General features: G+C 62.6%; 18 protein-coding genes, 1 tRNA gene and 6 pseudogenes. 11 read left to right on the plus strand and 14 right to left on the minus strand.

The genetic code is table 11. The features are described from left to right. Positions 1-5: 5 nt before the first annotated feature. Positions 6-1450, minus strand: a pseudogene (pyk, locus tag ACFQAU_RS06525) (pyruvate kinase). Positions 1451-1602: 152 nt separating this feature from the next. Between pyk and ACFQAU_RS06530 the strand changes: the two are divergent. Then, positions 1603-1914, plus strand: coding sequence for a DUF1244 domain-containing protein (locus tag ACFQAU_RS06530; RefSeq protein ID WP_132443798.1), 312 nt, complete (start codon positions 1603-1605; stop codon positions 1912-1914). Positions 1915-2108: 194 nt separating this feature from the next. Here the strand turns inward: ACFQAU_RS06530 and ACFQAU_RS06535 are convergent, their stop codons facing one another. Then, positions 2109-2678, minus strand: coding sequence for a MaoC family dehydratase (locus ACFQAU_RS06535; protein ID WP_346504527.1), 570 nt, complete (start codon positions 2676-2678; stop codon positions 2109-2111). Between ACFQAU_RS06535 and ACFQAU_RS06540 the strand changes: the two genes are divergently transcribed. Next, positions 2677-3120 (plus strand): DMT family transporter, encoded by a 444-nt coding sequence (locus ACFQAU_RS06540; RefSeq protein ID WP_132443799.1) that lies wholly within the window; start codon positions 2677-2679, stop codon positions 3118-3120. The two genes, ACFQAU_RS06535 and ACFQAU_RS06540, sit on opposite strands and share 2 nt — an antisense overlap. A 3-nt stretch (positions 3121-3123) precedes the next feature. Here ACFQAU_RS06540 and ACFQAU_RS06545 read toward each other — a convergent pair whose 3' ends face one another. From ACFQAU_RS06545 to dgcN, 3 genes and pseudogenes are all read right to left on the minus strand, one after another. Then, the gene (locus ACFQAU_RS06545) at positions 3124-3984 is read right to left on the minus strand and encodes a D-amino-acid transaminase (RefSeq protein ID WP_132443800.1); all 861 of its coding nucleotides are present in this window, start codon (positions 3982-3984) and stop codon (positions 3124-3126) included. A 2-nt stretch (positions 3985-3986) separates the two neighbouring features. Beyond that, a pseudogene (dgcA, locus tag ACFQAU_RS06550) lies at positions 3987-4951 on the minus strand (N-acetyl-D-Glu racemase DgcA). A 2-nt stretch (positions 4952-4953) separates the two neighbouring features. Continuing rightward, the gene (dgcN, locus tag ACFQAU_RS06555) at positions 4954-5955 is read right to left on the minus strand and encodes an N-acetyltransferase DgcN (RefSeq protein ID WP_132443801.1); all 1002 of its coding nucleotides are present in this window, start codon (positions 5953-5955) and stop codon (positions 4954-4956) included. A 256-nt stretch (positions 5956-6211) separates the two neighbouring features. Here dgcN and ACFQAU_RS06560 point away from each other — a divergent pair. Together ACFQAU_RS06560 and ACFQAU_RS06565 are read left to right on the plus strand one after the other, a co-directional pair. Beyond that, a pseudogene (locus tag ACFQAU_RS06560) lies at positions 6212-7170 on the plus strand (L-malyl-CoA/beta-methylmalyl-CoA lyase). 158 nt (positions 7171-7328) lie between these two features. Continuing rightward, positions 7329-8291 carry an acetyl-CoA carboxylase carboxyltransferase subunit alpha gene (locus ACFQAU_RS06565; RefSeq protein WP_132443802.1) on the plus strand — a complete coding sequence of 321 codons (963 nt, stop codon included), beginning with the start codon at positions 7329-7331 and terminating at the stop codon, positions 8289-8291. On the opposite strand, the gene ACFQAU_RS06570 is transcribed toward ACFQAU_RS06565, so the two are convergent. Then, positions 8288-8503 (minus strand): GNAT family N-acetyltransferase, encoded by a 216-nt coding sequence (locus ACFQAU_RS06570; RefSeq protein ID WP_386281298.1) that lies wholly within the window; start codon positions 8501-8503, stop codon positions 8288-8290. The genes ACFQAU_RS06565 and ACFQAU_RS06570 overlap by 4 nt on opposite strands. 523 nt (positions 8504-9026) lie before the next feature. Between ACFQAU_RS06570 and ACFQAU_RS06575 the strand changes: the two genes are divergently transcribed. After that, entirely contained in the window at positions 9027-9338 is a 312-nt protein-coding gene (locus ACFQAU_RS06575) for a hypothetical protein (RefSeq protein ID WP_132443804.1), read from the plus strand. Between the two features lie 15 nt (positions 9339-9353). On the opposite strand, the gene ACFQAU_RS06580 is transcribed toward ACFQAU_RS06575, so the two are convergent. Continuing rightward, positions 9354-10004 (minus strand): GntR family transcriptional regulator, encoded by a 651-nt coding sequence (locus tag ACFQAU_RS06580; RefSeq protein WP_067624773.1) that lies wholly within the window; start codon positions 10002-10004, stop codon positions 9354-9356. 126 nt (positions 10005-10130) lie between these two features. Between ACFQAU_RS06580 and ACFQAU_RS06585 the strand changes: the two genes are divergently transcribed. Together ACFQAU_RS06585 and ACFQAU_RS06590 are read left to right on the plus strand one after the other, a co-directional pair. After that, positions 10131-10424 carry a Dabb family protein gene (locus ACFQAU_RS06585; RefSeq protein ID WP_132443805.1) on the plus strand — a complete coding sequence of 98 codons (294 nt, stop codon included), beginning with the start codon at positions 10131-10133 and terminating at the stop codon, positions 10422-10424. Positions 10425-10432: 8 nt separating this feature from the next. Beyond that, a complete protein-coding gene (locus ACFQAU_RS06590) occupies positions 10433-11554 on the plus strand; it encodes an aminodeoxychorismate synthase component I (RefSeq protein WP_132443806.1) in 1122 nt (373 codons plus the stop codon). Here ACFQAU_RS06590 and ACFQAU_RS06595 read toward each other — a convergent pair. Then, positions 11551-12251: pseudogene (locus tag ACFQAU_RS06595) on the minus strand (M48 family metallopeptidase). The gene ACFQAU_RS06590 and the pseudogene ACFQAU_RS06595 overlap by 4 nt on opposite strands. Before the next feature lie 110 nt (positions 12252-12361). On the opposite strand from ACFQAU_RS06595, the gene ACFQAU_RS06600 reads away from it, so the two are divergent. Together ACFQAU_RS06600 and ACFQAU_RS06605 are read left to right on the plus strand one after the other, a co-directional pair. Further along, positions 12362-12691, plus strand: a complete 330-nt coding sequence (locus ACFQAU_RS06600; protein ID WP_120351960.1) for a TIGR02300 family protein — start codon at positions 12362-12364, stop codon at positions 12689-12691. A gap of 93 nt (positions 12692-12784) precedes the next feature. After that, positions 12785-12860, plus strand: a tRNA-Ala gene (locus tag ACFQAU_RS06605). 295 nt (positions 12861-13155) lie between these two features. On the opposite strand, the pseudogene ACFQAU_RS06610 reads toward ACFQAU_RS06605, so the two are convergent. Then, positions 13156-13919, minus strand: a pseudogene (locus ACFQAU_RS06610) (sulfite exporter TauE/SafE family protein). A gap of 142 nt (positions 13920-14061) precedes the next feature. On the opposite strand from ACFQAU_RS06610, the pseudogene ACFQAU_RS06615 reads away from it, so the two are divergent. After that, positions 14062-15742: pseudogene (locus ACFQAU_RS06615) on the plus strand (acyl-CoA dehydrogenase family protein). A gap of 67 nt (positions 15743-15809) precedes the next feature. Then, positions 15810-16202 (plus strand): META domain-containing protein, encoded by a 393-nt coding sequence (locus ACFQAU_RS06620; RefSeq protein ID WP_120351962.1) that lies wholly within the window; start codon positions 15810-15812, stop codon positions 16200-16202. Here the strand turns inward: ACFQAU_RS06620 and recO are convergent. Genes recO through lepB form a run of 5 tightly spaced genes read right to left on the minus strand, consistent with a single transcriptional unit; the run spans position 16186 to position 19677 of the window. Next, the gene (gene recO / locus ACFQAU_RS06625) at positions 16186-16908 is read right to left on the minus strand and encodes a DNA repair protein RecO (RefSeq protein WP_120351963.1); all 723 of its coding nucleotides are present in this window, start codon (positions 16906-16908) and stop codon (positions 16186-16188) included. The genes ACFQAU_RS06620 and recO overlap by 17 nt on opposite strands. Next, on the minus strand, positions 16908-17237 hold the full coding sequence (locus ACFQAU_RS06630; protein ID WP_132443810.1) for a DUF1491 family protein: 330 nt from the start codon (positions 17235-17237) through the stop codon (positions 16908-16910). The genes recO and ACFQAU_RS06630 overlap by 1 nt, the downstream gene beginning before the upstream one ends. Positions 17238-17252: 15 nt before the next feature. Further along, a complete protein-coding gene (gene era / locus ACFQAU_RS06635) occupies positions 17253-18161 on the minus strand; it encodes a GTPase Era (RefSeq protein WP_132443811.1) in 909 nt (302 codons plus the stop codon). After that, positions 18158-18844 (minus strand): ribonuclease III, encoded by a 687-nt coding sequence (rnc, locus tag ACFQAU_RS06640; RefSeq protein ID WP_132443812.1) that lies wholly within the window; start codon positions 18842-18844, stop codon positions 18158-18160. The genes era and rnc overlap by 4 nt, the downstream gene beginning before the upstream one ends. After that, a complete protein-coding gene (lepB, locus tag ACFQAU_RS06645) occupies positions 18841-19677 on the minus strand; it encodes a signal peptidase I (RefSeq protein WP_120351967.1) in 837 nt (278 codons plus the stop codon). The genes rnc and lepB overlap by 4 nt, the downstream gene beginning before the upstream one ends. Positions 19678-19721: the final 44 nt, after the last annotated feature.

Below are 19721 nucleotides of genomic sequence, written 5' to 3' on the forward strand. Positions count from 1 at the left end.
GAAGGCTACTCCGGATCGGAGGCGTAAATCAAACGTTCGTCACAGGGCGCCACGCGCAGAATATTGGTGCTGCCCGGCACGTTGAAAGGCACACCGGCTGTCACCACGATATGATCCTCCGGCCCGGCGTAGCCCTCTGACAATGCCGCCCGCGCGGCGCTGAGGACGGCCAGTTTGAACCGGTCATGCCCATCGGTGATGATGCAATTCGTGCCCCAGCTCAGCGCCAGACGGCGCGCGGTATTGACCAGTGGCGACAGCGCGATGATCGGTACGCGGGGGCGTTCGCGCGCGGTCAGCAGCGCGGTGGTGCCCGATTGGGTGAAACAGCAGATCGCCTTGATGTCCGTCGTCTCGGCAATCTCACGCGCGGCGGCGACGATCCCGTCGGCCACGGTGGTACGGTCCGCCGTGCGCGAAGATCGATGATCTGCGTATAGGTCGGATCGGCCTCGACCTCTTGGGCGACGTTATCCATCGTCGCCACGGCCTCCAGCGGGTAATCCCCGGCGGCTGATTCCGCACTCAGCATCACCGCATCCGCGCCTTCATAGATCGCCGTGGCCACGTCCGACACTTCGGCGCGGGTCGGCATCGGGCTTTCGATCATCGATTCGAGCATCTGAGTCGCCACGATCACCGGCTTGGCCGCCGCCCGGCATTTGCGCACCAGACGCTTCTGGATCGGCGGCACGTTCTGCACGGGCAGTTCCACGCCCAGATCGCCGCGCGCCACCATGATGCCATCGCTGACATCCAAGATCGCCTCGAAACGCTCCACCGCCGCGGGCTTTTCGATTTTCGACAGGATCGCCGCCCGGCCTTTGACCAGATCGCGCGCCTCGGTCACATCCTCGGGCCGCTGGACAAAGCTGAGGGCGAGCCAGTCGACACCCAACTCGCAGACGAACTCCAGATCAGCGCGGTCCTTCTCGGACAGGGCGGCCAAGGGCAGCAGCACGTCGGGCACGTTCACGCCCTTGCGGTTCGAGATCACACCGCCCGTCACGACTTCGCAATCGGCAAAATCAGGGCCACAGTCGCGCACCTTCAGACGGATTTTACCGTCATTGACCAACAAGCTCGCGCCCGGCTCAAGGGCTGCGAAAATTTCGGGATGGGGCAGGCAAACACGGGCCGCATCGCCCGGCGCCTCATCAAGATCAAGCCGGAAGGATGCCCCTTCTTCCAAGGTCGGCCCGTCGCCCTCGAAAACGCCCACGCGCAGCTTCGGCCCCTGAAGGTCAGCCAAAATGCCGATCGCGCCGCCGGTCTCTTTTTCGATCTCGCGGATGATACGGTGCTTTTCGCGGATCTCTTCATGGCTGCCGTGGCTCATGTTGAGCCGGAAAACATCTGCACCGGCGTTGTGCAATGCCGCGATCACCTCTCGGGTTTCGGAGGCTGGCCCGAGTGTGGCCACGATCTTTACATTGCGCAAACGTCTCATATCTGTTCCTTCATATCCTATGTCCCCAAAGCGAATGTTAACGATAACATCGCCTATCCGGTGGCCTAGCGCCCCCATGAGTGCCTGTCAAAGGTTTCATCAGAATGACGGCCCCTCGCGGTTCCGTCCAGTGATATGAGAAGGAAGCTGTCATGCCCAGCCAACAAGAGATCGAACTGCAAGCCGCCGCCTTTCGCCGGTTGCAGAAACACCTGATGGAAGACCGGACCGATGTGCAGAACATCGACATGATGAACCTCGCCGGATTTTGCCGCAACTGCCTGTCGCGTTGGTATCAGGAGGCCGCTAACGAGCGCGGCATCGACATGGGCAAGGACGAGGCGCGCGAGCTTTTCTACGGGATGACCATGGACGCATGGAAAGCCAACTATCAGACCGAAGCGAAAGACAGCCAGAAAGAGGCGTTCAAGACGGCGTTTGAAGAGAATGTCGGCAAAGGCTGAACAACCCGTCGAGCCGAAACAATACACCGTCAAATGATAGCATTGACCATGATCGCGAAACACTCACCACCGGCGCGGCGTGAGTGAAACCGCCAATGGGGCAGGTATTCGGGGCTTTCTTTTCGGTGCCCCCATGCCTGCCCTTTTCGCCTGCATCGCTGAGCTTCGGCCCCCACCGCCCCGAAGGGGGCCGCTCAAAACATGTAGAGCACCAGCCAATCGGCCTTCACCGCCGGGCGCTCTGCCCCCTCAATCTCAACCGTCGCGGCGAAGCGGGTCATCAGATTGCCCCGCCCCCGCGTCTGCGCCTCGGCCAGAATAAACCGCCCCCGGATACGCTTGCCCGAATGCACTGCTGCGACAAAACGCACGCTATCGAACCCGTAGTTGATCGAGGCCTTCGCCCCCGCCATCACCGGCAGCGCGCCGTAAGCCATGCCTGACATCATCGACAGGGTCAGCATCCCATGCGCCACGGTGCCGCCGAAATCCGTTTCCGCCGCGCGCACTGGATCAACATGGATGAACTGGTGATCTTCGGTCACATCGGCAAAGGCGTCGATCCGCGCCTGATCCATCATGAACCATGGTGAGACGCCCAGTTCGCACCCCACGGCGGCTTCCATCTCTGCCCGGTCAATCTCGTTGCGCATCATGGCCTCCTCACTTTGCGCCACACTATCCGCGATGGTCAGACCTGCGAAAGCCCTTGCGTCCGACCGGGCAAGTCCCATGCTGGGCCAAGCCAAAGCCGGAGGCATCATGAACACCCCAATCCTCGCCCTTATCGTCGTGGCCATCGCGGGCGCGGCTGTCGCCCTGCAGACCCCGATCAACGCCGCCTTGGGCCGCAACATCGGCAGCGGAGTCGCTGCAGCGGCGGTATCTTTTGGCGTGGGTTTCGCGATCCTGCTGGCGGTGCTGCTGCTGCGCGGAGAGTTGGGCGCCCTGCCCCGCGCGGCTTCGGCTTCGCCGGTCTTGCTGCTGGGTGGTGTGCTGGGGGCGTTCTACGTCTGGTCGGTGCTTTGGGCGATCCCGACGCTGGGCGCGCTGACGGTGATCTCGGCGCTGATCCTCGGCCAGTTGAGCGCGGCGCTGGTGATTGATGCGACGGGGCTTTTGGGCCTAACGGTACAGGCCATCACCCCCACCCGCATCGCCGCCGCCGCGCTGGTGGCGGCGGGGCTGGTTTTATCGCGGTTCTGAGCGTCAGATCGCGGTTTTGCGCATCTCTTCGAGATAGATTTCCCGCAGACGGGGCGCCAATTTGCCCGGCGTGCCGCTGCCGATCTTGGCGCCGTCAATCTCAACCACGGGGGTCACGAAAGCACTGGCCGAGGTCACAAACGCCTCATCCGCCTGCTGCGCCTCTTCGATGGTAAAGTTACGCTCTTCCACCTGCATCTGCGCTTCACGGGCCAGTTCCAGCACCGCCTTGCGGGTGATGCCATGCAGGATATCGCTAGAGGTCTCGCGCGTGACGATCTTGCCGTCTATCACGATATAGGCGTTGTTCGAGGTGCCTTCGGTGACGAAACCGTCTTCGACCATCCACGCGTCTTCGACACCGGCTTTCTTGGCCATCATCTTACCCATCGATGGGTAGAGAAGCTGCACCGTTTTGATGTCGCGACGGCCCCAGCGGATGTCTTCGATGCTGATGACGCGGATGCCATCACGGGCGGCAGGGTTGTCAGCAAGGCCCGGTTTCGACTGGGTGAACAGCACCAGCGACGGCGCGGTGGTGTCGGGATCGGGGAAGGCGAAATCGCGGTCGCCATCCGACCCGCGCGTGACCTGAAGGTAAATCAGTCCGTCTTTGATGTCGTTCAGGCGCACCAATTCGCGGTGAATTTCCAACAGCTCTTCAGTGGTGGCAGGCGCGCGCATGTCGAGCTCGTTCATCGAGCGGGTCAACCGTTCGGCATGGCCATCAAAAGCGATCAGCTTGCCATCCAGCACGCTCGTCACCTCATAGACCCCATCGGCCATCAGAAACCCCCGGTCAAAGATCGAGATCTTTGCCTGATCCTCGGGCAGGTATTCGCCGTTTACATAGACAGTTCGCATGGTCACCCCCAGAGCGCGGCCACGGGGGATGCACGCCCGCGCCGTCGAATTTCAAAGCATTGTCGCGGTCTTCGGCCAGAAGCAGCGGGCCGTCAAGGTCCACGACCTTCGCGCCTTGGGCGACCAGCGTTGCCGGAGCCATCGCCAGCGACGATCCGACCATGCAGCCGACCATCACGTCGAACCCTTCGGCCCGCGCCGCATCGCGCAGCGCCAGCGCTTCGGTCAGGCCACCGGTCTTGTCGAGCTTGATGTTCACCACATCGTATTTGCCCTTGAGGCCGGGCAGGCTGGCGCGGTCATGGCAGCTCTCATCCGCGCAGACGGGCACCGGGCGGTCCATGCCCAAAAGCGCGTCGTCTTCGCCCGCGGGCAAGGGTTGTTCGACCAATGCCACGCCAAGGCGCACCAGATGGGGCGCAAGGTCGGCGTAGACCTCTGCCGACCAGCCCTCATTGGCGTCGATGATGATGGTGGCATCGGGCGCACCTGCGCGCACGGCTTCGAGCCGGGGCATGTCATCAGGCGTGCCGAGCTTGATCTTGAGCAGGGGCCGATGGCTGTGTTTCGCGGCCTGCGCGCGCATCGCCTCGGGCGCGTCCAGTGACAAGGTATAGGCCGTGACTTCCGGCCCCGGGGCCGTCAGCCCGGCCAGTTCCCAAACGCGCTTGCCCGCGCGTTTGGCTTCCAGATCCCACAGCGCGCAGTCGACAGCGTTGCGGGCCGCCCCGGCGGGCAGCAGATCATAAAGTGCGGCACGGGTGATATCGCCGGGCAGGCCGTTGATCTCAGCCGTGACCGATTCGAGCGTTTCGTCGTAGCGCGCGTAGGGCACGCATTCGCCCCAGCCGGTCACGCCACCATCGGTGATGCGCACGGTCAGAACCTTGGCCTCGGTCCGCGAACCACGGCTGATGGTAAAGACCTGCGCCAGTTTGAACGTATCAGCGGTAACGTCGATCTGCATGGTCATAGCGCGGCCAGCGCATCGGCCAGTCGCGCCGCCCCTTGGCGGAAGGGATCGACCGCAGGCAGGCCAAGACGCTCTTCGACCTCGGCCAGATAGGCATCCGCCTCGGCTTCGGACATGTGGTAGGTGTTGATCGAAATGCCGACGACCTTGCAGGCGGAGTTCGCCACATGGGCCAGTGTCAGCGCCACGTCGCGGACCGCTTCCATGCTGGGCAAGCTGTATTCCGGCAGGCCGCGCATATGGGTCCGGGTTGGCTCATGGCAGAGGATCAGCGCATCGGGTTGGCCGCCGTGGATCAGCGCCATGGTCACGCCTGAGTAGGAGACATGGAACAGGCTGCCCTGCCCTTCGATGATATCCCAATGGTCGTCATCATTGTCGGGCGTGAGATATTCCACCGACCCGGCCATGAAATCGGCGATCACGGCATCCAGCGGCACGCCTTCGCCAGTGATCAGGATGCCGGTCTGGCCGGTGGCGCGGAAGGTGCTTTTCATGCCCTTTTCGCGCATCGCCTCGTCCAGCGCCAAAGCCGTGTACATCTTTCCGACCGAGCAATCGGTGCCCACGGCCAAGACCCGCTTGCCGCTGCGTTTCTTGCCGTCTGCAATGGGATATTCGACGCTGGGCACGCGCACGTCATGCAATGTGGTGCCGCTCGCCTTGGCGGCGGCGACCAGATCGGCTTCGTTGCGCAGCAAATTATGCAGGCCCGAGGCGATGTCGAAACCCATGTTCAGCGCCTCGATCAGCACTTCTTTCCAAGCCGCGCTGATTTTACCGCCACGGTTGGCGACGCCGATGACCAAAGTCTCGGCCCCTGCCTCGCGCGCTTCGGCCAGCGTCATGTCTTGCAGGCCGAGATCGGCCTTGCAGCCTTCCATGCGGAATTGGCCCACAGCGTTGTCGGGCCGCCAGTCTTTGATGCCTTGGGCGACCTTGGCGGACAGAGAGTCAGGCGCGTCGCCCAAAAACAGCAGATAAGGGGTTTTGATCATGGCAAGTCTCCGGCATTGATTTTGTCCGCATATTGCGCGCGAGAATACGCAAGTGCGTGGCGTTGTCGACGTGATAGCGCAAATTTGCGCTGCAATTCCGGCAAATTACCGTTCACCGCGCAAAAATCGTGCGTCACGCTTTACCGGCTGCAAAACGGACGAAATGCTGCGAGTGCGAAATCTCCTTGCGATTGGCGGCGCAATTTCATACCAGAATAGCGAACCCTAATGAAACATTATTACCCATAGGTGCCCCATGAGCTTTCGCATTCAGCCTGCCGCCCCTGCCCGTCCGAACCGCTGCCAGCTGTTTGGCCCCGGTTCCCGCCCGGCGATCTTTGAGAAAATGGCAGCCTCAGATGCGGATGTGATTAACCTCGACCTTGAGGACAGCGTCGCGCCGTCGGACAAAGACAGCGCCCGCGAAAATATCATCAAGGCGATTTCGGAGATCGACTGGGGTAAAAAGACGCTTTCGGTCCGGATCAACGGGTTGGACACGCCCTATTGGTATCGCGACGTCGTCGATCTGCTGGAACAGGCGGGGCCGCGTCTCGATCAGATCATGATCCCCAAAGTTGGCTGCGCGGCGGATGTCTATGCTGTTGACGCGCTCGCGACCGCTGTCGAGACCGCCATGGGCCGCGAGAAGAAAATTAGCTTTGAGGTGATCATCGATCCGCGGCGGGCATCGCCCATGTGGAAGAGATCGCTGCCGCTTCGCCTCGCCTGCAAGCGATGTCGCTGGGGGCTGCCGATTTCGCGGCCTCAATGGGGATGCAGACCACCGGCATCGGTGGCACGCAGGAAAACTACTATATGCAGCGCGGTGAGCAAAAGCATTGGTCCGACCCATGGCACTGGGCGCAGGCCGCCATCGTCGCCGCCTGCCGCACCCATGGCGTGCTGCCTGTCGACGGGCCCTTTGGCGATTTTTCGGATGACGAGGGTTTCCGCGCGCAGGCGCGGCGGTCGGCGACATTGGGGATGGTGGGCAAATGGGCGATCCACCCCAAACAGGTCGCGCTGAGCAACGAGGTTTTCACGCCCTCCGAGGAGGCCGTGGCCGAGGCGCGGGAGATTCTCGCGGCGATGGAAGAAGCCAAGGCGAAGGGCGAAGGGGCGACGGTCTATAAGGGGCGTCTGGTGGATATCGCCAGCATCAAACAGGCCGAGGTGATTGTGCGCCAGTCCGAGATGATCGCCGGGGGCTGAGCGCCTGTGGCAGACCGCCGGGGGCGCTGCCCCCGGACCCCCGCGGGTATTTGAAAAAGGATGAAGAGGTTAGGGTCTGCGCCTGCCTGCCTGTCAAACCCGCGTTGCAAACCGGCGCGTTGCGCTCCATATAACAGGGCAACAAGCCGGAGCATGCAATGACCCAATATTTGGATTTCGAAAAACCGCTGGCCGAGATCGAAGGCAAGGCGGAAGAGCTGCGGGCATTGGCCCGGTCCAACGAAGAGATGGACATCACCGATGAGGCCCGCGCGCTGGACAAAAAAGCGGCGGGGATGCTCGAAGACCTTTATGGCTCATTGACGCCATGGCGCAAATGTCAGGTGGCGCGTCATCCAGAGCGGCCCCATTGCAAAGACTATATCGAGGCGCTTTTTACGGAATTCACGCCGCTGGCCGGCGACCGCAATTTTGCCGATGATCTGGCCGTCATGGGCGGGCTGGCGCGGTTTAACGATACGCCGGTGGTGGTGATTGGCCATGAGAAAGGCAATGACACCAAGAGCCGGATCGAGCGCAATTTCGGCATGGCGCGACCTGAGGGCTATCGCAAAGCGGTCCGGCTGATGGAATTGGCGGATAAATTTAATCTGCCGGTTGTGACCATCGTCGATACGCCCGGTGCCTATCCCGGCAAGGGCGCTGAGGAGCGTGGCCAGTCTGAGGCGATTGCCCGCTCGACGGAAAAATGCCTGCAGATTGGTGTGCCCCTGATCAGCGTGATCGTCGGCGAAGGCGGCTCTGGCGGGGCGGTGGCTTTTGCCACGGCGAACAGTGTCGCGATGCTGGAGCATTCGGTTTATTCGGTGATCACGCCCGAAGGCTGTGCGTCGATCCTGTGGAAAGACAGCGAGAAGATGCGCGAAGCGGCTGAGCAGATGCGTTTGACGGCGAATGAGCTTAAGACCCTTGGTGTCATTGACCGGATCATTCCCGAACCGATGGGCGGCGCGCATCGTCATGCCGAAGAGTCGATCAACGCAGTGGGCAAGTCGATCGAAGCCATGCTCAAGGAACTCGACGGCAAGGACGGCAAGACTTTGGTCAAAGAGCGCCGGACCAAGTTCCTTGAGATGGGCCGCAAAGGGCTGGCGGCCTAGGCCAGCCGCCGCCGAAAACGCGGATCAGGCGTGATTCGATCGAAACCGGCGGCGCGGTAGAACCCCTGCGCGCGCCGGTTTTTTGTATCTGTGCCTACGGTTACATAGCTGCAGCCCTGCGCCTTGGCGTGCTCCAGTGCTGCCTCCACCAGTGCTTTGCCGATGCCGCGCCCGCGGGCGGTGTCGCAGACAAAGAGGTGGTGGAGGTCCATCCCCTTGCGCCGAATTGCAACTGCATCTGCGGGCAGAGCGCCGCATAGCCATGCAGGCCGGTCACGCCTTCGGCGACCAAGAGTGTCAGCCAAGGCGTGGGGCCAAGGCAGTCCCGTTCCAGCGCCGCAAGCGTGAGTGTGGCGGTGTCGCCGTGGTAGGCGGCCAGCGCGTGGGCCAGATCGAGGACCATTGGGAGGTCGGATTTTTGGGCGGGTCGAATGGGGGGCATGTCGTCTCTTTCTGTGATCGCCACAGGGAGACAAGCAAAGCCGCGCTGTGGCGGCTTGTGGATATGGGAATAGGTGCCGCGCCGGTTAGGAGCGGGGATAATAGACTGTTGTGAAGCAGGTCTGTTCCATGAAGCGTAGATGCGCCTCTGCCGCGCACCTGTCAAGCGCCGCATATGTGACCCGGTGTGATTTGCAAACGGCCTCAACGCAGCCGATATTTATACTACAGGGCGTCTGCGACACCCCTGTGCCGCCGGATGCCCTTGTTGATCACAGCACAAGGGAGCCTGTCATGTATAAACGTATTCTCACCGCCGCCCTGCTCTTTGGTATGGCCTGCACCGGGCCACCGGCTTGGGCTCAGGCTCTGGCCTGCGCCCCGCGCGCGGCGCTCGCCGCGCAATTGGAAACCGACTATGGCGAGACCCTTTCGGCGCGGGGCCTGCAAAACCCCAACGCGCTGATCGAAGTCTTTGCCTCCGCTGAAAGCGGCAGCTTTACCGTGTTGATAAGCAGGGCTGATGGCATGAGCTGTATTTTATCAACCGGCACGCATTGGATGGTCGAGCCTGTCGCGCCGCCAAAAGAGGGCGCGGCGAGCTGAGCATGGGGCCAGCAGTTAACTGGCCAGCATCCGCAAACCTTGGGTGACATCAGAGCGCACCGCCAGTCGCAGCCCCGGTTCATCCCCGGCGCGCAGGGCGGCGATGATCAACCGATGGAAATGCGGTGGCTCGGTCCGGCGCAGGCGGCCATAGAGCGCGCGCATGGTGGGGCCCAGTTGCAGCCAAACTGTTTCCGCCATGGCGAGCATGGCGGGTGCTTGGGCGCGCAGATAAAGCGTGCGGTGGAATTCGAGGTTGGTGCGGATGTAGCTGACCGCATCGCGGTGCGCTACGGCCTCGGCGATATTGGTGTTAATGGTCTGCATCCGCTCGATCAGCGCCATATGCGCCCGCGGCAAGGCGCGTGACGCGAGTTCGACCTCCAAAAGCGCGCGGAGGGCGGCCAATTCCTCAATCCGTTCATTGCTGAGTTCGGGCGTGGAGATGCGCCCTGAGGCAGACATCGTCAGCGCGCCTTCGGCCGCCAAACGCCGCACGGCTTCGCGCGCAGGCGTCATAGAGACCTCATATTCCTTACCGATGCCGCGCAGGGTCAGCGCGTGACCGGGCGGCAGATCGCCGTGCATGATCCGCGCGCGCAGGCGGCGGTAGACACGATCATGGGCCAGCGGTGTGGCCTCGACAGGGCGGGGGCTGAGGTTCATGATGCGGTTGTGATCACAAACGAGCCACCCGTCAAGCGCGGCATTTTGCGGCGCTGAGCACGATCACCCGTTGTCCCGGGCCCTGCGGCGATTTATCGGGGATAAAACCGCCAAAGGAGACGCGCCTTGACCAAACGAAACTTCATCCGTCACGTGGTCTTTTTCTCGGCCAAAGACCCCAAAGACTTGCCTGCGATCGTGGCCGGGCTTTGGAAACTGGCCGACATCCCGCATTCGACTACCTTCGAGATCTGCGAAAACACCCGTGTCGATGCGCTTTCGGGCGATGTGGATGTGGTCGTCTATGCCGAATTCCCCGATGCGGAGGCACTTGCCGCCTATAAGGCGCACCCGATCTATCAAGAATCCATCGATATCGTCCGCCCGCTGCGCGACATGCGCGTGCCTGCGGACTTTTAAGGCGCGGCATGGCTGGCCCTTGCGTCCTCTTTGACACTGGCCCGCTGGGAAGCGGCACGGGTTTTCATGCGCCCCAGCGGATCATCAGTGCCCAGACCCCCGCAGAGGTGCCCGCGGCCTTCGCAGCCCTTGAGGCGGCGCAGGCGGGAGGCGCATGGCTTGCTGGCTATGCGAGTTACGAGCTGGGCTACCTCGGCTCTGGTAAGCTGCGCGATCTGATGCCTGCGGAGCGCGGGCTGCCCCTGCTGCGTTTCGGGGTGTTTGATGCGCCTGAACCGCACCGTTTCGACGACGCAACTGGGGATGCGAGCCTGTCTGCCCTAACGCCGGATTGGGACTTTGCCGAGTATGAGGCCGCGTTTGCGCAGGTGCAGGACTTCATCACAGCCGGGGATATCTATCAGGCCAATCTGACCTTTGGGATGGAGGGGCGTTATAGCGGCACGCCTGCCGCCCTCTATGCCCGGCTGCGGCAGCGCCAGAGGGTGGAACATGGGGCCTTCGTCGATCTTGGCGGCCCGGTCCTGCTGTCACGCTCGCCCGAGTTGTTCTTTGCGCTGACCGCGGACGGACACCTGACCGCGCGCCCGATGAAGGGCACCGCGCGGCGGGGGCGGGACGCCCATGAAGACGCCAAGCTGCGCGCCGATCTTGCTGCCTCGGAAAAGAACATGGCCGAGAACCTGATGATCGTGGACCTGCTGCGCAATGACATCAGCCGGATTGCCGAAGTGGGCAGTGTCGAAGTGCCGAAACTGTTCGAGATCGAAACCTATGAGACCCTGCACCAGATGACCTCGCGGATCACGGCGCAGGTCTTGCCGGGCAAGCGGCTGGCCGAGCTCTTCCACGCGCTTTTCCCCTGTGGCTCTATCACCGGCGCGCCGAAAATTCGCGCCATGCAGATCCTGCGCGCGCTAGAACCCGCGCCGCGCGATGCCTATTGCGGCGCGGTGGGCTGGATCGCCCCCACGGGGGCCATGCAGTTCAACGTGGCGATCCGCACGGCGACCTGCCACGCGGATGGGCGGTTGCGGCTGAATGTCGGTGGTGGCGTGGTGCACGACAGCACGGCCGAGGATGAATATGCCGAAGCGCTGCTGAAAGCGCGCTTTGCGACCCTTGCCTAGAACCGGTAGCGATGCAGCCTGCCGCCATGGTCGCGCAGCCATTGGCGGGGGCCTGATAATCACCGTATATCCGCGTGACCTCGGCCCAGAAGGCGGGCGAGTGGTTCATCTGCGCCAGATGCGCGACCTCATGGGCGGCGACATAGTCCAGCACCTCGGGCGGGGTCATGATCAGCCGCCACGAGAACATCAGTCCGCCATCACTGGTGCAAGACCCCCAGCGTGAGCGCGTGTCGCGCAGGGTGATCCGGGCATAGGGCCTGCCCAGCAGGGCGGCATAGTCGTCACAGGCCCCGGCGAGGCGGTCGCGGGCCACTTCGCGCAGATGCGCCGCAAGACGTTTGCCGATGCTCTCCTCCGGGCCGGGCACGAAGATTTCTTCGGGGCCGATCCGCACGCCCCTCCCTTGCATCTCACGCCCCTGCCCGCCGCGCACCCGCAGCACCTTGCCGCCCACCGGCACCTCAGCCCCCGGCGCCACGATCACATCCTCGCCCCGCGCGGCGAGATGTTGGCGAATCCAGTCCTGTTTGGTTTCGGCAAAGGCCAAAGCCTCACGCTCAGCCAGACGTTTGGGCATGGTCAGGGTGACCCGCCCGTCCAGCTGCGAGATCCGCAATGAGATGCGTCGCGCGCGCGCCGAACGGCGCAGGATCAGCGGAATCGGCGGGTTGCCGGGCAGCACAGGGTCTTTCATTACCGGAGCAACGTCCCTAGATAGAGGCCAAAGCCTTTGACAGTGCCCCCTCATATGGCACTTGGCCGGAATCATCTACACGCAACAGCAATATTATAAAGGGGTGTTTCATGCCCAACGAAGAATGGGGAACCAAGCGCCTGTGCCCCACTACGGGCAAGCGCTTCTATGACCTCAATAAGAATCCGATCATCAGCCCCTACACGGGCGAAGAGGTCGAGGTCGACAACTCCAAGTCGCGCATGATCGCGGCGGATGCCGAGGATGCGGTCACAGCCAAAGCCAAGAAGGGCGACAAGGCGAACGACGAATCGCTGGTCGATGACGATGACTCGGTCGACGTGGATCTGGACGACGACATCCTTGATGACGAAGACGATGATGACGATACAGTTCCGCTCGACGATCTGGCCGATGTGGCCTCGGACGACGAGGACTAATTAATCGGCGGCGGGGTCAATTTTCCGCTTGATCCCGCCTCCGCCAGCGCCTAATTAGCGGCACAGAACGACCCGGATCAAATGATCCACGATGGGGCCTTAGCTCAGCTGGGAGAGCGCCTGCATGGCATGCAGGAGGTCAGCGGTTCGATCCCGCTAGGCTCCACCAAGCCTTTTGCAAAGCAAAAGGCGTCGCGCGGCAGTCGCTTCGAAGAAGCGATGAGAGCGCTAGCGCAACTGCCTATACAAATGATACGCACGATTTGACCATGGCAAACGATGCTTTGCGATCAAAATCTTTAGACCACCCCCTGCCTACTGGTCGCTGATCTGTCTCGCCTCTTGCCACTATGCCGCGCCCATGATGTGCACTGCCTAGCGAAGGCCAAACCTTGCCAAATCGCCAACCCATTGGGATAGGCTGATGATAGCTGGTCGTGCTGCACGCTTATTTCTGGACCCGCTTAAGAGATCGCCCGTCGGATCAGGTTCAACCCCGCCACCATCAGCACCAGCAACGTCATCTTGCGGAACAGCACCGGGTCCACCCGGTCCATCACCTTGCTGCCCAGCCAGACGCCCAGCATTACCGGCAGGATCAACAGCGCGGAAAACGGCCATGTCTGCGCATTCAGCACTCCTGACCCGATATGCGCCGCCAATAGCGCCACAGCGCCCAGCCCGTAGATCACACCTTGGATCGCATCTGGTCATGTTTCTCGGTTCCGAGCGCGGTGAGATAGGCCACCGTGGGCGGCCCCCAAATGCCCGAAATCCCTCCGACGGCCCCGGCAAAACCGCCCACCAGCGCCTCAACCTTAGCCGAGCGCTGCGGCAGGTGGAATTTATGCTTGGACAGTTGCAGCAGCGCGAACAGCACCACCGGCACCCCGATCATCAAGAGCATCACGGTGGCGGGCACCAGCCGCACCATCTGCGCGGAGAGCACCAGCATCACGCCGCCGCAAACCAAGAAAACCCAGAACAACCGGATCGAACGCAGCGCCGCCTGCGGCCCCTGCCGCAGCGCTTGGAACGCATTGGCCAGCACCGTCGGCAGAATCAGCCCCGCCAGCGCCAATTCGGGCGCCATAAAGGTCGTGAGACCAGAAATCAGCACGAGCGGCAGAGCAAAACCAACAACGCCCTTCACGAACCCGCCACAGAGGCCGATTGCAAGTGCAGCATAGAATTCGAACGGAGTGAGAAAGGGGAAAATACTGTCCATACCGCTACATAGCACCCCCTCGGGCAGCCGCACGTCAAAAATGAGCACGCAATATTAAAACAAAATGCTGCAGCAAAACGTATCTTTGTTGTGCTGCGACTGCGAAAGGTCTATGTCTTCCCCAAGCAAGAAAGGACAGCTCATGGCACATGATGGTCAGGATATGACGATGCATAGCGTAATTCTCGACGATCTGATCGGGCTCACCGGCGCGACGCTGCCGCCGTTGGATCGGCTGCTGGAAACCGCCATCGCCGCCGTCCGCGCGCAGGTGAGCGAGGGGGCGCGTCTCGGCCAAGCTGATCGAGGCCAACCAGACCGCCGCCCACGGGCTCGCATGGCTCGCCACCTATGTCCAAGCGCTGCGACAGATGCAGCTTTGGGCCGAACGGCTGCAGGATGACGGGCGCTTTGGCGAGGTTGAGCAACTGCTGCACCAGATCGGCTTTGGCGAATACCTTTGCCAGATGCGCGGCGGCATCCAGATGAACCAAGGCGAGATACTGCGCCTGCAAGATTTGGGGCTGAGCGCTGAGGATGAGGCCACGCTCGACGCGCCGTCGATCACCACCCTGACCCGCGGCGGCAACACCCAAGCCCCGCGCAGCCGTCTGGTGGAGCTGATGCAGGAGCGCAGCGCCGATGTGACCTTTGGCGTCAGCGGGCTTGATGAAGAGCTTGAAATGATCCGCGACCAGTTCCGCCGCTACGCGGTCGAAAAGGTCGAGCCCTTCGCCCATGACTGGCATCTGAAAGACGAATTGATCCCCATTGAGGTGATCGAAGAACTGGCCGAAATGGGTGTTTTCGGCCTGACCATTCCCGAAGAATACGGCGGTCTGGGCCTGACCAAAGCGTCGATGTGTGTGGTCAGCGAAGAACTGTCGCGCGGCTACATCGGTGTTGGCTCGCTTGGCACCCGCTCGGAAATCGCGGCGGAACTGATCCTCTGCGGCGGCACCGACGCGCAGAAAGAGAAATGGCTGCCCCGCATCGCCAGCGCCGAGACTTTGCCCACGGCCGTTTTCACCGAGCCGAACACCGGCTCGGACCTCGGCAGCCTGCGCACCCGCGCGGTGAAGGACGGCGACGACTATAAGGTGACCGGCAACAAGACATGGATCACCCATGCGGCGCGGACCCATGTGATGACTCTGCTGGCGCGGACCGACTCTGAGACCACAGACCACCGTGGCCTGTCGATGTTCTTGGCCGAAAAGACCCCCGGCGATGATGCCAACCCCTTCCCCACCCCCGGCATGACCGGCGGAGAGATTGAGGTGCTCGGCTACCGCGGGATGAAGGAATACGAACTGGCGTTCGACGGTTTCGAGGTGAAGGGCGAGAACCTGCTCGGCGGCGAAGAGGGCCGGGGCTTCAAACAACTGATGGAGACGTTTGAATCCGCCCGCATCCAGACCGCCGCCCGCGCCATCGGCGTGGCGCAATCGGCGCTCGATATCTCGATGCAATACGCCCAAGACCGCAAGCAATTCGGTAAGGCGCTGATCAACTTCCCCCGCGTGTCGGGCAAGCTGGCGATGATGGCGGTGGAACTGATGATCGCCCGGCAGTTGACCTATTACAGCGCCTTTGAAAAAGACGCCGGACGGCGCTGCGATGTCGAGGCAGGCATGGCCAAACTGCTCGGCGCGCGGGTCGCTTGGGCGGCAGCGGACAACGGGCTGCAGATCCACGGCGGCAACGGGTTCGCGCTGGAGTACAAGATCAGCCGGGTGCTATGCGATGCGCGGATTCTCAACATCTTTGAGGGTGCGGCGGAGATCCAAGCGCAGGTTATCGCGCGGCGGCTGCTGGGCTAACGCGCCGGGGTTGCAAGCGCTGCCGATGTCGAGGACATAGGCGGCGTTTCAACCCAAAGGACAGCCCATGCGCAGCTTTTTGATCCTCGCCGCCCTCAGTGCCCTACCGCAATGCCAAGGGGATGAGACCGTCCGCGCCTACGGGGCGGGCGACAAGACATGGACCTTGGTGGAGTTGGACGGCACCCCCTTCGACGCCCGCGCCACGCTGACCTTCCCTGAGACCGGCAAGATCGCTGGAGAAGCCCCCTGCAACGCCTATAGCGCCGCAATGACGGTGCCCTACCCTTGGTTCGACGCGGGCCATATCGCCGCCACGCGCCGCGCCTGCCCGGATATCGCAGCCGAGACGGCGTTTCTGAACGCTTTAGGAGAGGTGACCATCTCGGATGTGCTGGGCGACACGCTGATCCTGTCGGACGACAGCGGCGCGCGGCTGGTCTTCAAAGCCGCCGACTAAAGGCATCGACAAAGCGCGCACGGGCTTCGGGCAGAGGCTTGCCGCCCAGATCGCGCGCCAGATGCGCGGCAAGGAAATGGCCCGTTGTAACAAGCCCCTGCGCAATCTCCGCATCGCTCCCGGTGCCGCCCCGCAGGACAGCCGGCAGCGGCAGCAAACGATCCGCCCACTCCCCCGCGCCCTTGGCCGAGACCGCACGGCCCGACTTGGGCGAGACATAGGCCAGCCCCTCTGTCACCCCGGTCACCGCGCAGGCCTCAAGATCAAGCGCATAGCCCATCTCTTCCAACAGACGCAGTTCCCACTTCAGATAGGCCAGCGGCCAGACCTCCCCCTGCCCCAGAAGATCAAGCAGCGCTTCGGTGCGGCGGTAGAGCGCCGGATGCGGCTCGCGTTCGGGCAGACAAAAGGACAAAAGCGCGGTCACCGCGTTCAACCCCGCCAGCGCCAGACGGTCCTGCATGGCCACCGCGGCACGGCTGCGCAAAGGCTCGACCGTGAAGGCACCGATATGGTCCTCCAACCGCGCGCGCCATGCCAGATCAAGCTGCGCGCCGGGCTGCAGGCTGGGGGCGATCTTGCGGCTGGTGCCGCCGCGCACGATCCCGGCATGGCGGCCCTGTTCGGGGGTGAAGACTTCGATGATGGCAGAGGTTTCGCCATGTCGCCGCGCGCTCAGCAGGATGCCCTGATCGCGCCATTCCATCAGGTGAGCCCCGGTTTGTCCAACAGGTGGCGGCCCTGCCGGTCTTCGACTTCGATCACCCAGAGGTCCGGGTCAAAGCTGCGCTGGCGGCTGACGGTGGCGTCAACCTCGGCCTCGTCACCCGAAGCCAGCTCAATCCACTTCCGGTCGCCGGTCATCAAATCAAAAGAGCGTTGAAACAGCACTGCTTTGCCGTCCAGCGTCGCCAGTTTCACCAGCACAGCGCCGCCCGTGTCATCGCCATGAGCCACAACAAAGGCCGGGATATCCTGCAAACGCAGCCGGGTGAGATAGGCGTCGACCCAGAAACGCGCGGTCAGACGCGGCATGGCTGGCCTTTACGCTCAGTCGTTGCCATCTTTGAAATCCAAGCCCATCTCGGAATAGCGCTCGGCCTCTTCCAGCCAATTGGCACGGACCTTGACCTGCAAGAACAGATGCACCTTGCGGCCCAAGAACTCTTCAAGCTCTTCGCGGGCGGCCTTGCCCACGGCCTTAATCGTCTCGCCCTTATTGCCCAGCACGATGCCCTTGTGACCGTCGCGCACGACATAGACCAACTGATCGATCCGGGCCGAGCCGTCCTTGCGCTCTTCCCAATTCTCGGTCTCGACCGTGAGCTGATAGGGCAGTTCCTGATGCAGCCGCAGGGTCAGTTTCTCGCGGGTGATCTCGGCCGCGATGTTGCGCATCGGCAGGTCGGCGATCTGGTCTTCGGGATAGAGCCACGGGCCTTCCGGCACCTCGCCGGCCAGCCACTGGCGCAGCGTGTCGATACCGTGGCCACGCTCGGCGGAGATCATGAAAGTCTCGGTGAAATCGAAAGCTGCGTTCATCTTCTCGGTCAGACCCAGCAACACAGGTGCCTCAACGCGGTCGATCTTGTTGATTGCCAGCGCCACGCGGCGGCCCTTGGCGATGTTGCCGAGCTCCTCAAGGATACGCTCGACACCCTCGGTCATGCCACGGTGCGCTTCGATCAAAAGCACGATCACATCCGCATCGGCAGCCCCGCCCCAAGCGGCAGCCACCATGGCACGGTCAAGCCGGCGGCGCGGCTGGAACAGGCCGGGGGTGTCGACGAAAACCAGCTGCGCGTCGCCCTCCATCGCCACGCCGCGGATGCGGGCGCGGGTGGTCTGGACCTTATGGGTCACGATCGAGACTTTGGCCCCCACCATGCGGTTCAGCAGCGTGGATTTGCCCGCGTTGGGCTCTCCGATCAGGGCGACGAATCCGGCACGGGTGGTCATGAGTTATTCTCCAATTGCCGCAACAGCGTGGTGGCGGCGGCCTGTTCGGCGGCGCGTTTTGAGGGCGCGGTGGCGGCGGCTTCGGCGCCGTTGTCCAACCGCGCGGTAATGGTAAAGACCGGCGCATGGTCGGGGCCGCTGCGGTCAGTCTGTACATAGCGCGGCGGGGTCAGCCCGCGCGCCTGTGCCCATTCCTGCAACGCGGTTTTGGCGTCGCGGGCGTCTTCTTTAACCGTTTTGAGCCGGTCGCCCCAGAGGCGCAGCACCAGCGCCTTGGCCGCGTCAAATCCGCCATCCAGATAGACGGCAGCGATGACCGCTTCGATCGCATCGCCCAAAAGCGCCTGTTTGCGCCGCCCGCCCGAAATCATCTCAGACCGGCCCAGTTTCAGCACCTTTCCCAGATCGATCTCGCGCGCCACATCGGCGCAGGTTTCCTTGCGCACCAATGCGTTGAACCGCGGGGCCAACTGCCCCTCGGTCGCACCGGGATCCAGCGCCAGCAGCGCCTCGGCCATGACGAGGCCCAGCACCCGGTCGCCCAGAAACTCCAACCGCTGGTTGTCATCACGGTTGGCCGAGGACATGGAGGCATGGGTCACGGCGCGCACCAGCAGGTCCGGCGTGGCAAAGTGGTGGCCGATCCGCGCCTCAAAGGCTTTGAGGTCTCCGCTTAGCTTCATCTTACAGCTTCGAAGAAACGGTCGCTGCGCCATGTCCAGAAGAACAGCATCGAACGCCCGGCAGAACTGAACATGATGCGATCCGCGCGGCCAATCAGGTTCTCAAACGGCACGAAACCCACGCCACCGGCGCGCTGCGCCAACCGGCTATCGGCAGAATTGTCGCGGTTGTCGCCCATGAAGAAGTAATGCCCCTCAGGCACGGTATAGACGCCCGTGTTGTCCGACTGCTGGTTGGTGATGTTCAAGATCGGATGCGAGACGCCATTGGGCAGCGTTTCGATCTGGCGGCTTTTGACGCAGCTGCCGCCTTGCCCAACGGGGCCGTTTTCGCAACGCGGGCGCAGTTGTTGTGGGCCTTGCGGGGCCATGACCTCTTCAAAGGTGCCTGCATCTTCGACTTTGACCGGGGTGCCGTTCAGGCTGATGACGCCGTTTTGGATCTGCACCTTGTCCCCCGGCAGACCGATCAGACGTTTGATGTAGTCGCGGCCCGATACGGGATGACGGAAGACCACCACATCGCCGCGCTCAGGCTCGGACCCGAAAAGCCGATCGTTGTCGCCGTCGAACACTCCGCAGACATCCTTGGCGTCGATCTCGATCCCGACACCAGGGAGCATCAGACTGGGGCAAGACGCATAGGAATAGCCGTAAGCCATCTTATTCACGAAAAGGAAATCGCCGATCAGCAGCGTCTCTTTCATGGAGCCGGAGGGGATCCAGAAGGGCTGGAAGAACAGGGTCCGAAAGACACCCGCGATCAGCAGCGCCCAGAAGATTGTCTTGATGGTTTCGACAAAGGCGTTGCCGGTTTTTTCCTTAGCGGCCATGCGGCGCTCCTGACATATCGGTTTGGGGTTACATGCGGGGCCGT

Source organism: Sulfitobacter profundi (genome assembly GCF_042661425.1).
Lineage (GTDB): Bacteria > Pseudomonadota > Alphaproteobacteria > Rhodobacterales > Rhodobacteraceae > Sulfitobacter > Sulfitobacter profundi.

What these genes read in the sequence shown, in the direction of transcription:
- rnc (WP_132443812.1), bottom strand. Translation starts at nt 18,844, where the DNA reads ATGAAGCTAAGCGGAGACCTCAAAGCCTTTGAGGCGCGGATCGGCCAC.
- ACFQAU_RS06630 (WP_132443810.1), bottom strand. Translation starts at nt 17,237, where the DNA reads ATGCCGCGTCTGACCGCGCGTTTCTGGGTCGACGCCTATCTCACCCGG.
- ACFQAU_RS06600 (WP_120351960.1), top strand. Translation starts at nt 12,362, where the DNA reads ATGCCCAACGAAGAATGGGGAACCAAGCGCCTGTGCCCCACTACGGGC.
- lepB (WP_120351967.1), bottom strand. Translation starts at nt 19,677, where the DNA reads ATGGCCGCTAAGGAAAAAACCGGCAACGCCTTTGTCGAAACCATCAAG.
- ACFQAU_RS06575 (WP_132443804.1), top strand. Translation starts at nt 9,027, where the DNA reads ATGTATAAACGTATTCTCACCGCCGCCCTGCTCTTTGGTATGGCCTGC.
- ACFQAU_RS06590 (WP_132443806.1), top strand. Translation starts at nt 10,433, where the DNA reads ATGGCTGGCCCTTGCGTCCTCTTTGACACTGGCCCGCTGGGAAGCGGC.
- ACFQAU_RS06620 (WP_120351962.1), top strand. Translation starts at nt 15,810, where the DNA reads ATGCGCAGCTTTTTGATCCTCGCCGCCCTCAGTGCCCTACCGCAATGC.
- ACFQAU_RS06570 (WP_386281298.1), bottom strand. Translation starts at nt 8,503, where the DNA reads ATGGACCTCCACCACCTCTTTGTCTGCGACACCGCCCGCGGGCGCGGC.
- dgcN (WP_132443801.1), bottom strand. Translation starts at nt 5,955, where the DNA reads ATGATCAAAACCCCTTATCTGCTGTTTTTGGGCGACGCGCCTGACTCT.
- ACFQAU_RS06535 (WP_346504527.1), bottom strand. Translation starts at nt 2,678, where the DNA reads ATGATGCCTCCGGCTTTGGCTTGGCCCAGCATGGGACTTGCCCGGTCG.
- era (WP_132443811.1), bottom strand. Translation starts at nt 18,161, where the DNA reads ATGACCACCCGTGCCGGATTCGTCGCCCTGATCGGAGAGCCCAACGCG.
- ACFQAU_RS06580 (WP_067624773.1), bottom strand. Translation starts at nt 10,004, where the DNA reads ATGAACCTCAGCCCCCGCCCTGTCGAGGCCACACCGCTGGCCCATGAT.
- ACFQAU_RS06565 (WP_132443802.1), top strand. Translation starts at nt 7,329, where the DNA reads ATGACCCAATATTTGGATTTCGAAAAACCGCTGGCCGAGATCGAAGGC.
- ACFQAU_RS06545 (WP_132443800.1), bottom strand. Translation starts at nt 3,984, where the DNA reads ATGCGAACTGTCTATGTAAACGGCGAATACCTGCCCGAGGATCAGGCA.
- recO (WP_120351963.1), bottom strand. Translation starts at nt 16,908, where the DNA reads ATGGAATGGCGCGATCAGGGCATCCTGCTGAGCGCGCGGCGACATGGC.
- ACFQAU_RS06540 (WP_132443799.1), top strand. Translation starts at nt 2,677, where the DNA reads ATGAACACCCCAATCCTCGCCCTTATCGTCGTGGCCATCGCGGGCGCG.
- ACFQAU_RS06530 (WP_132443798.1), top strand. Translation starts at nt 1,603, where the DNA reads ATGCCCAGCCAACAAGAGATCGAACTGCAAGCCGCCGCCTTTCGCCGG.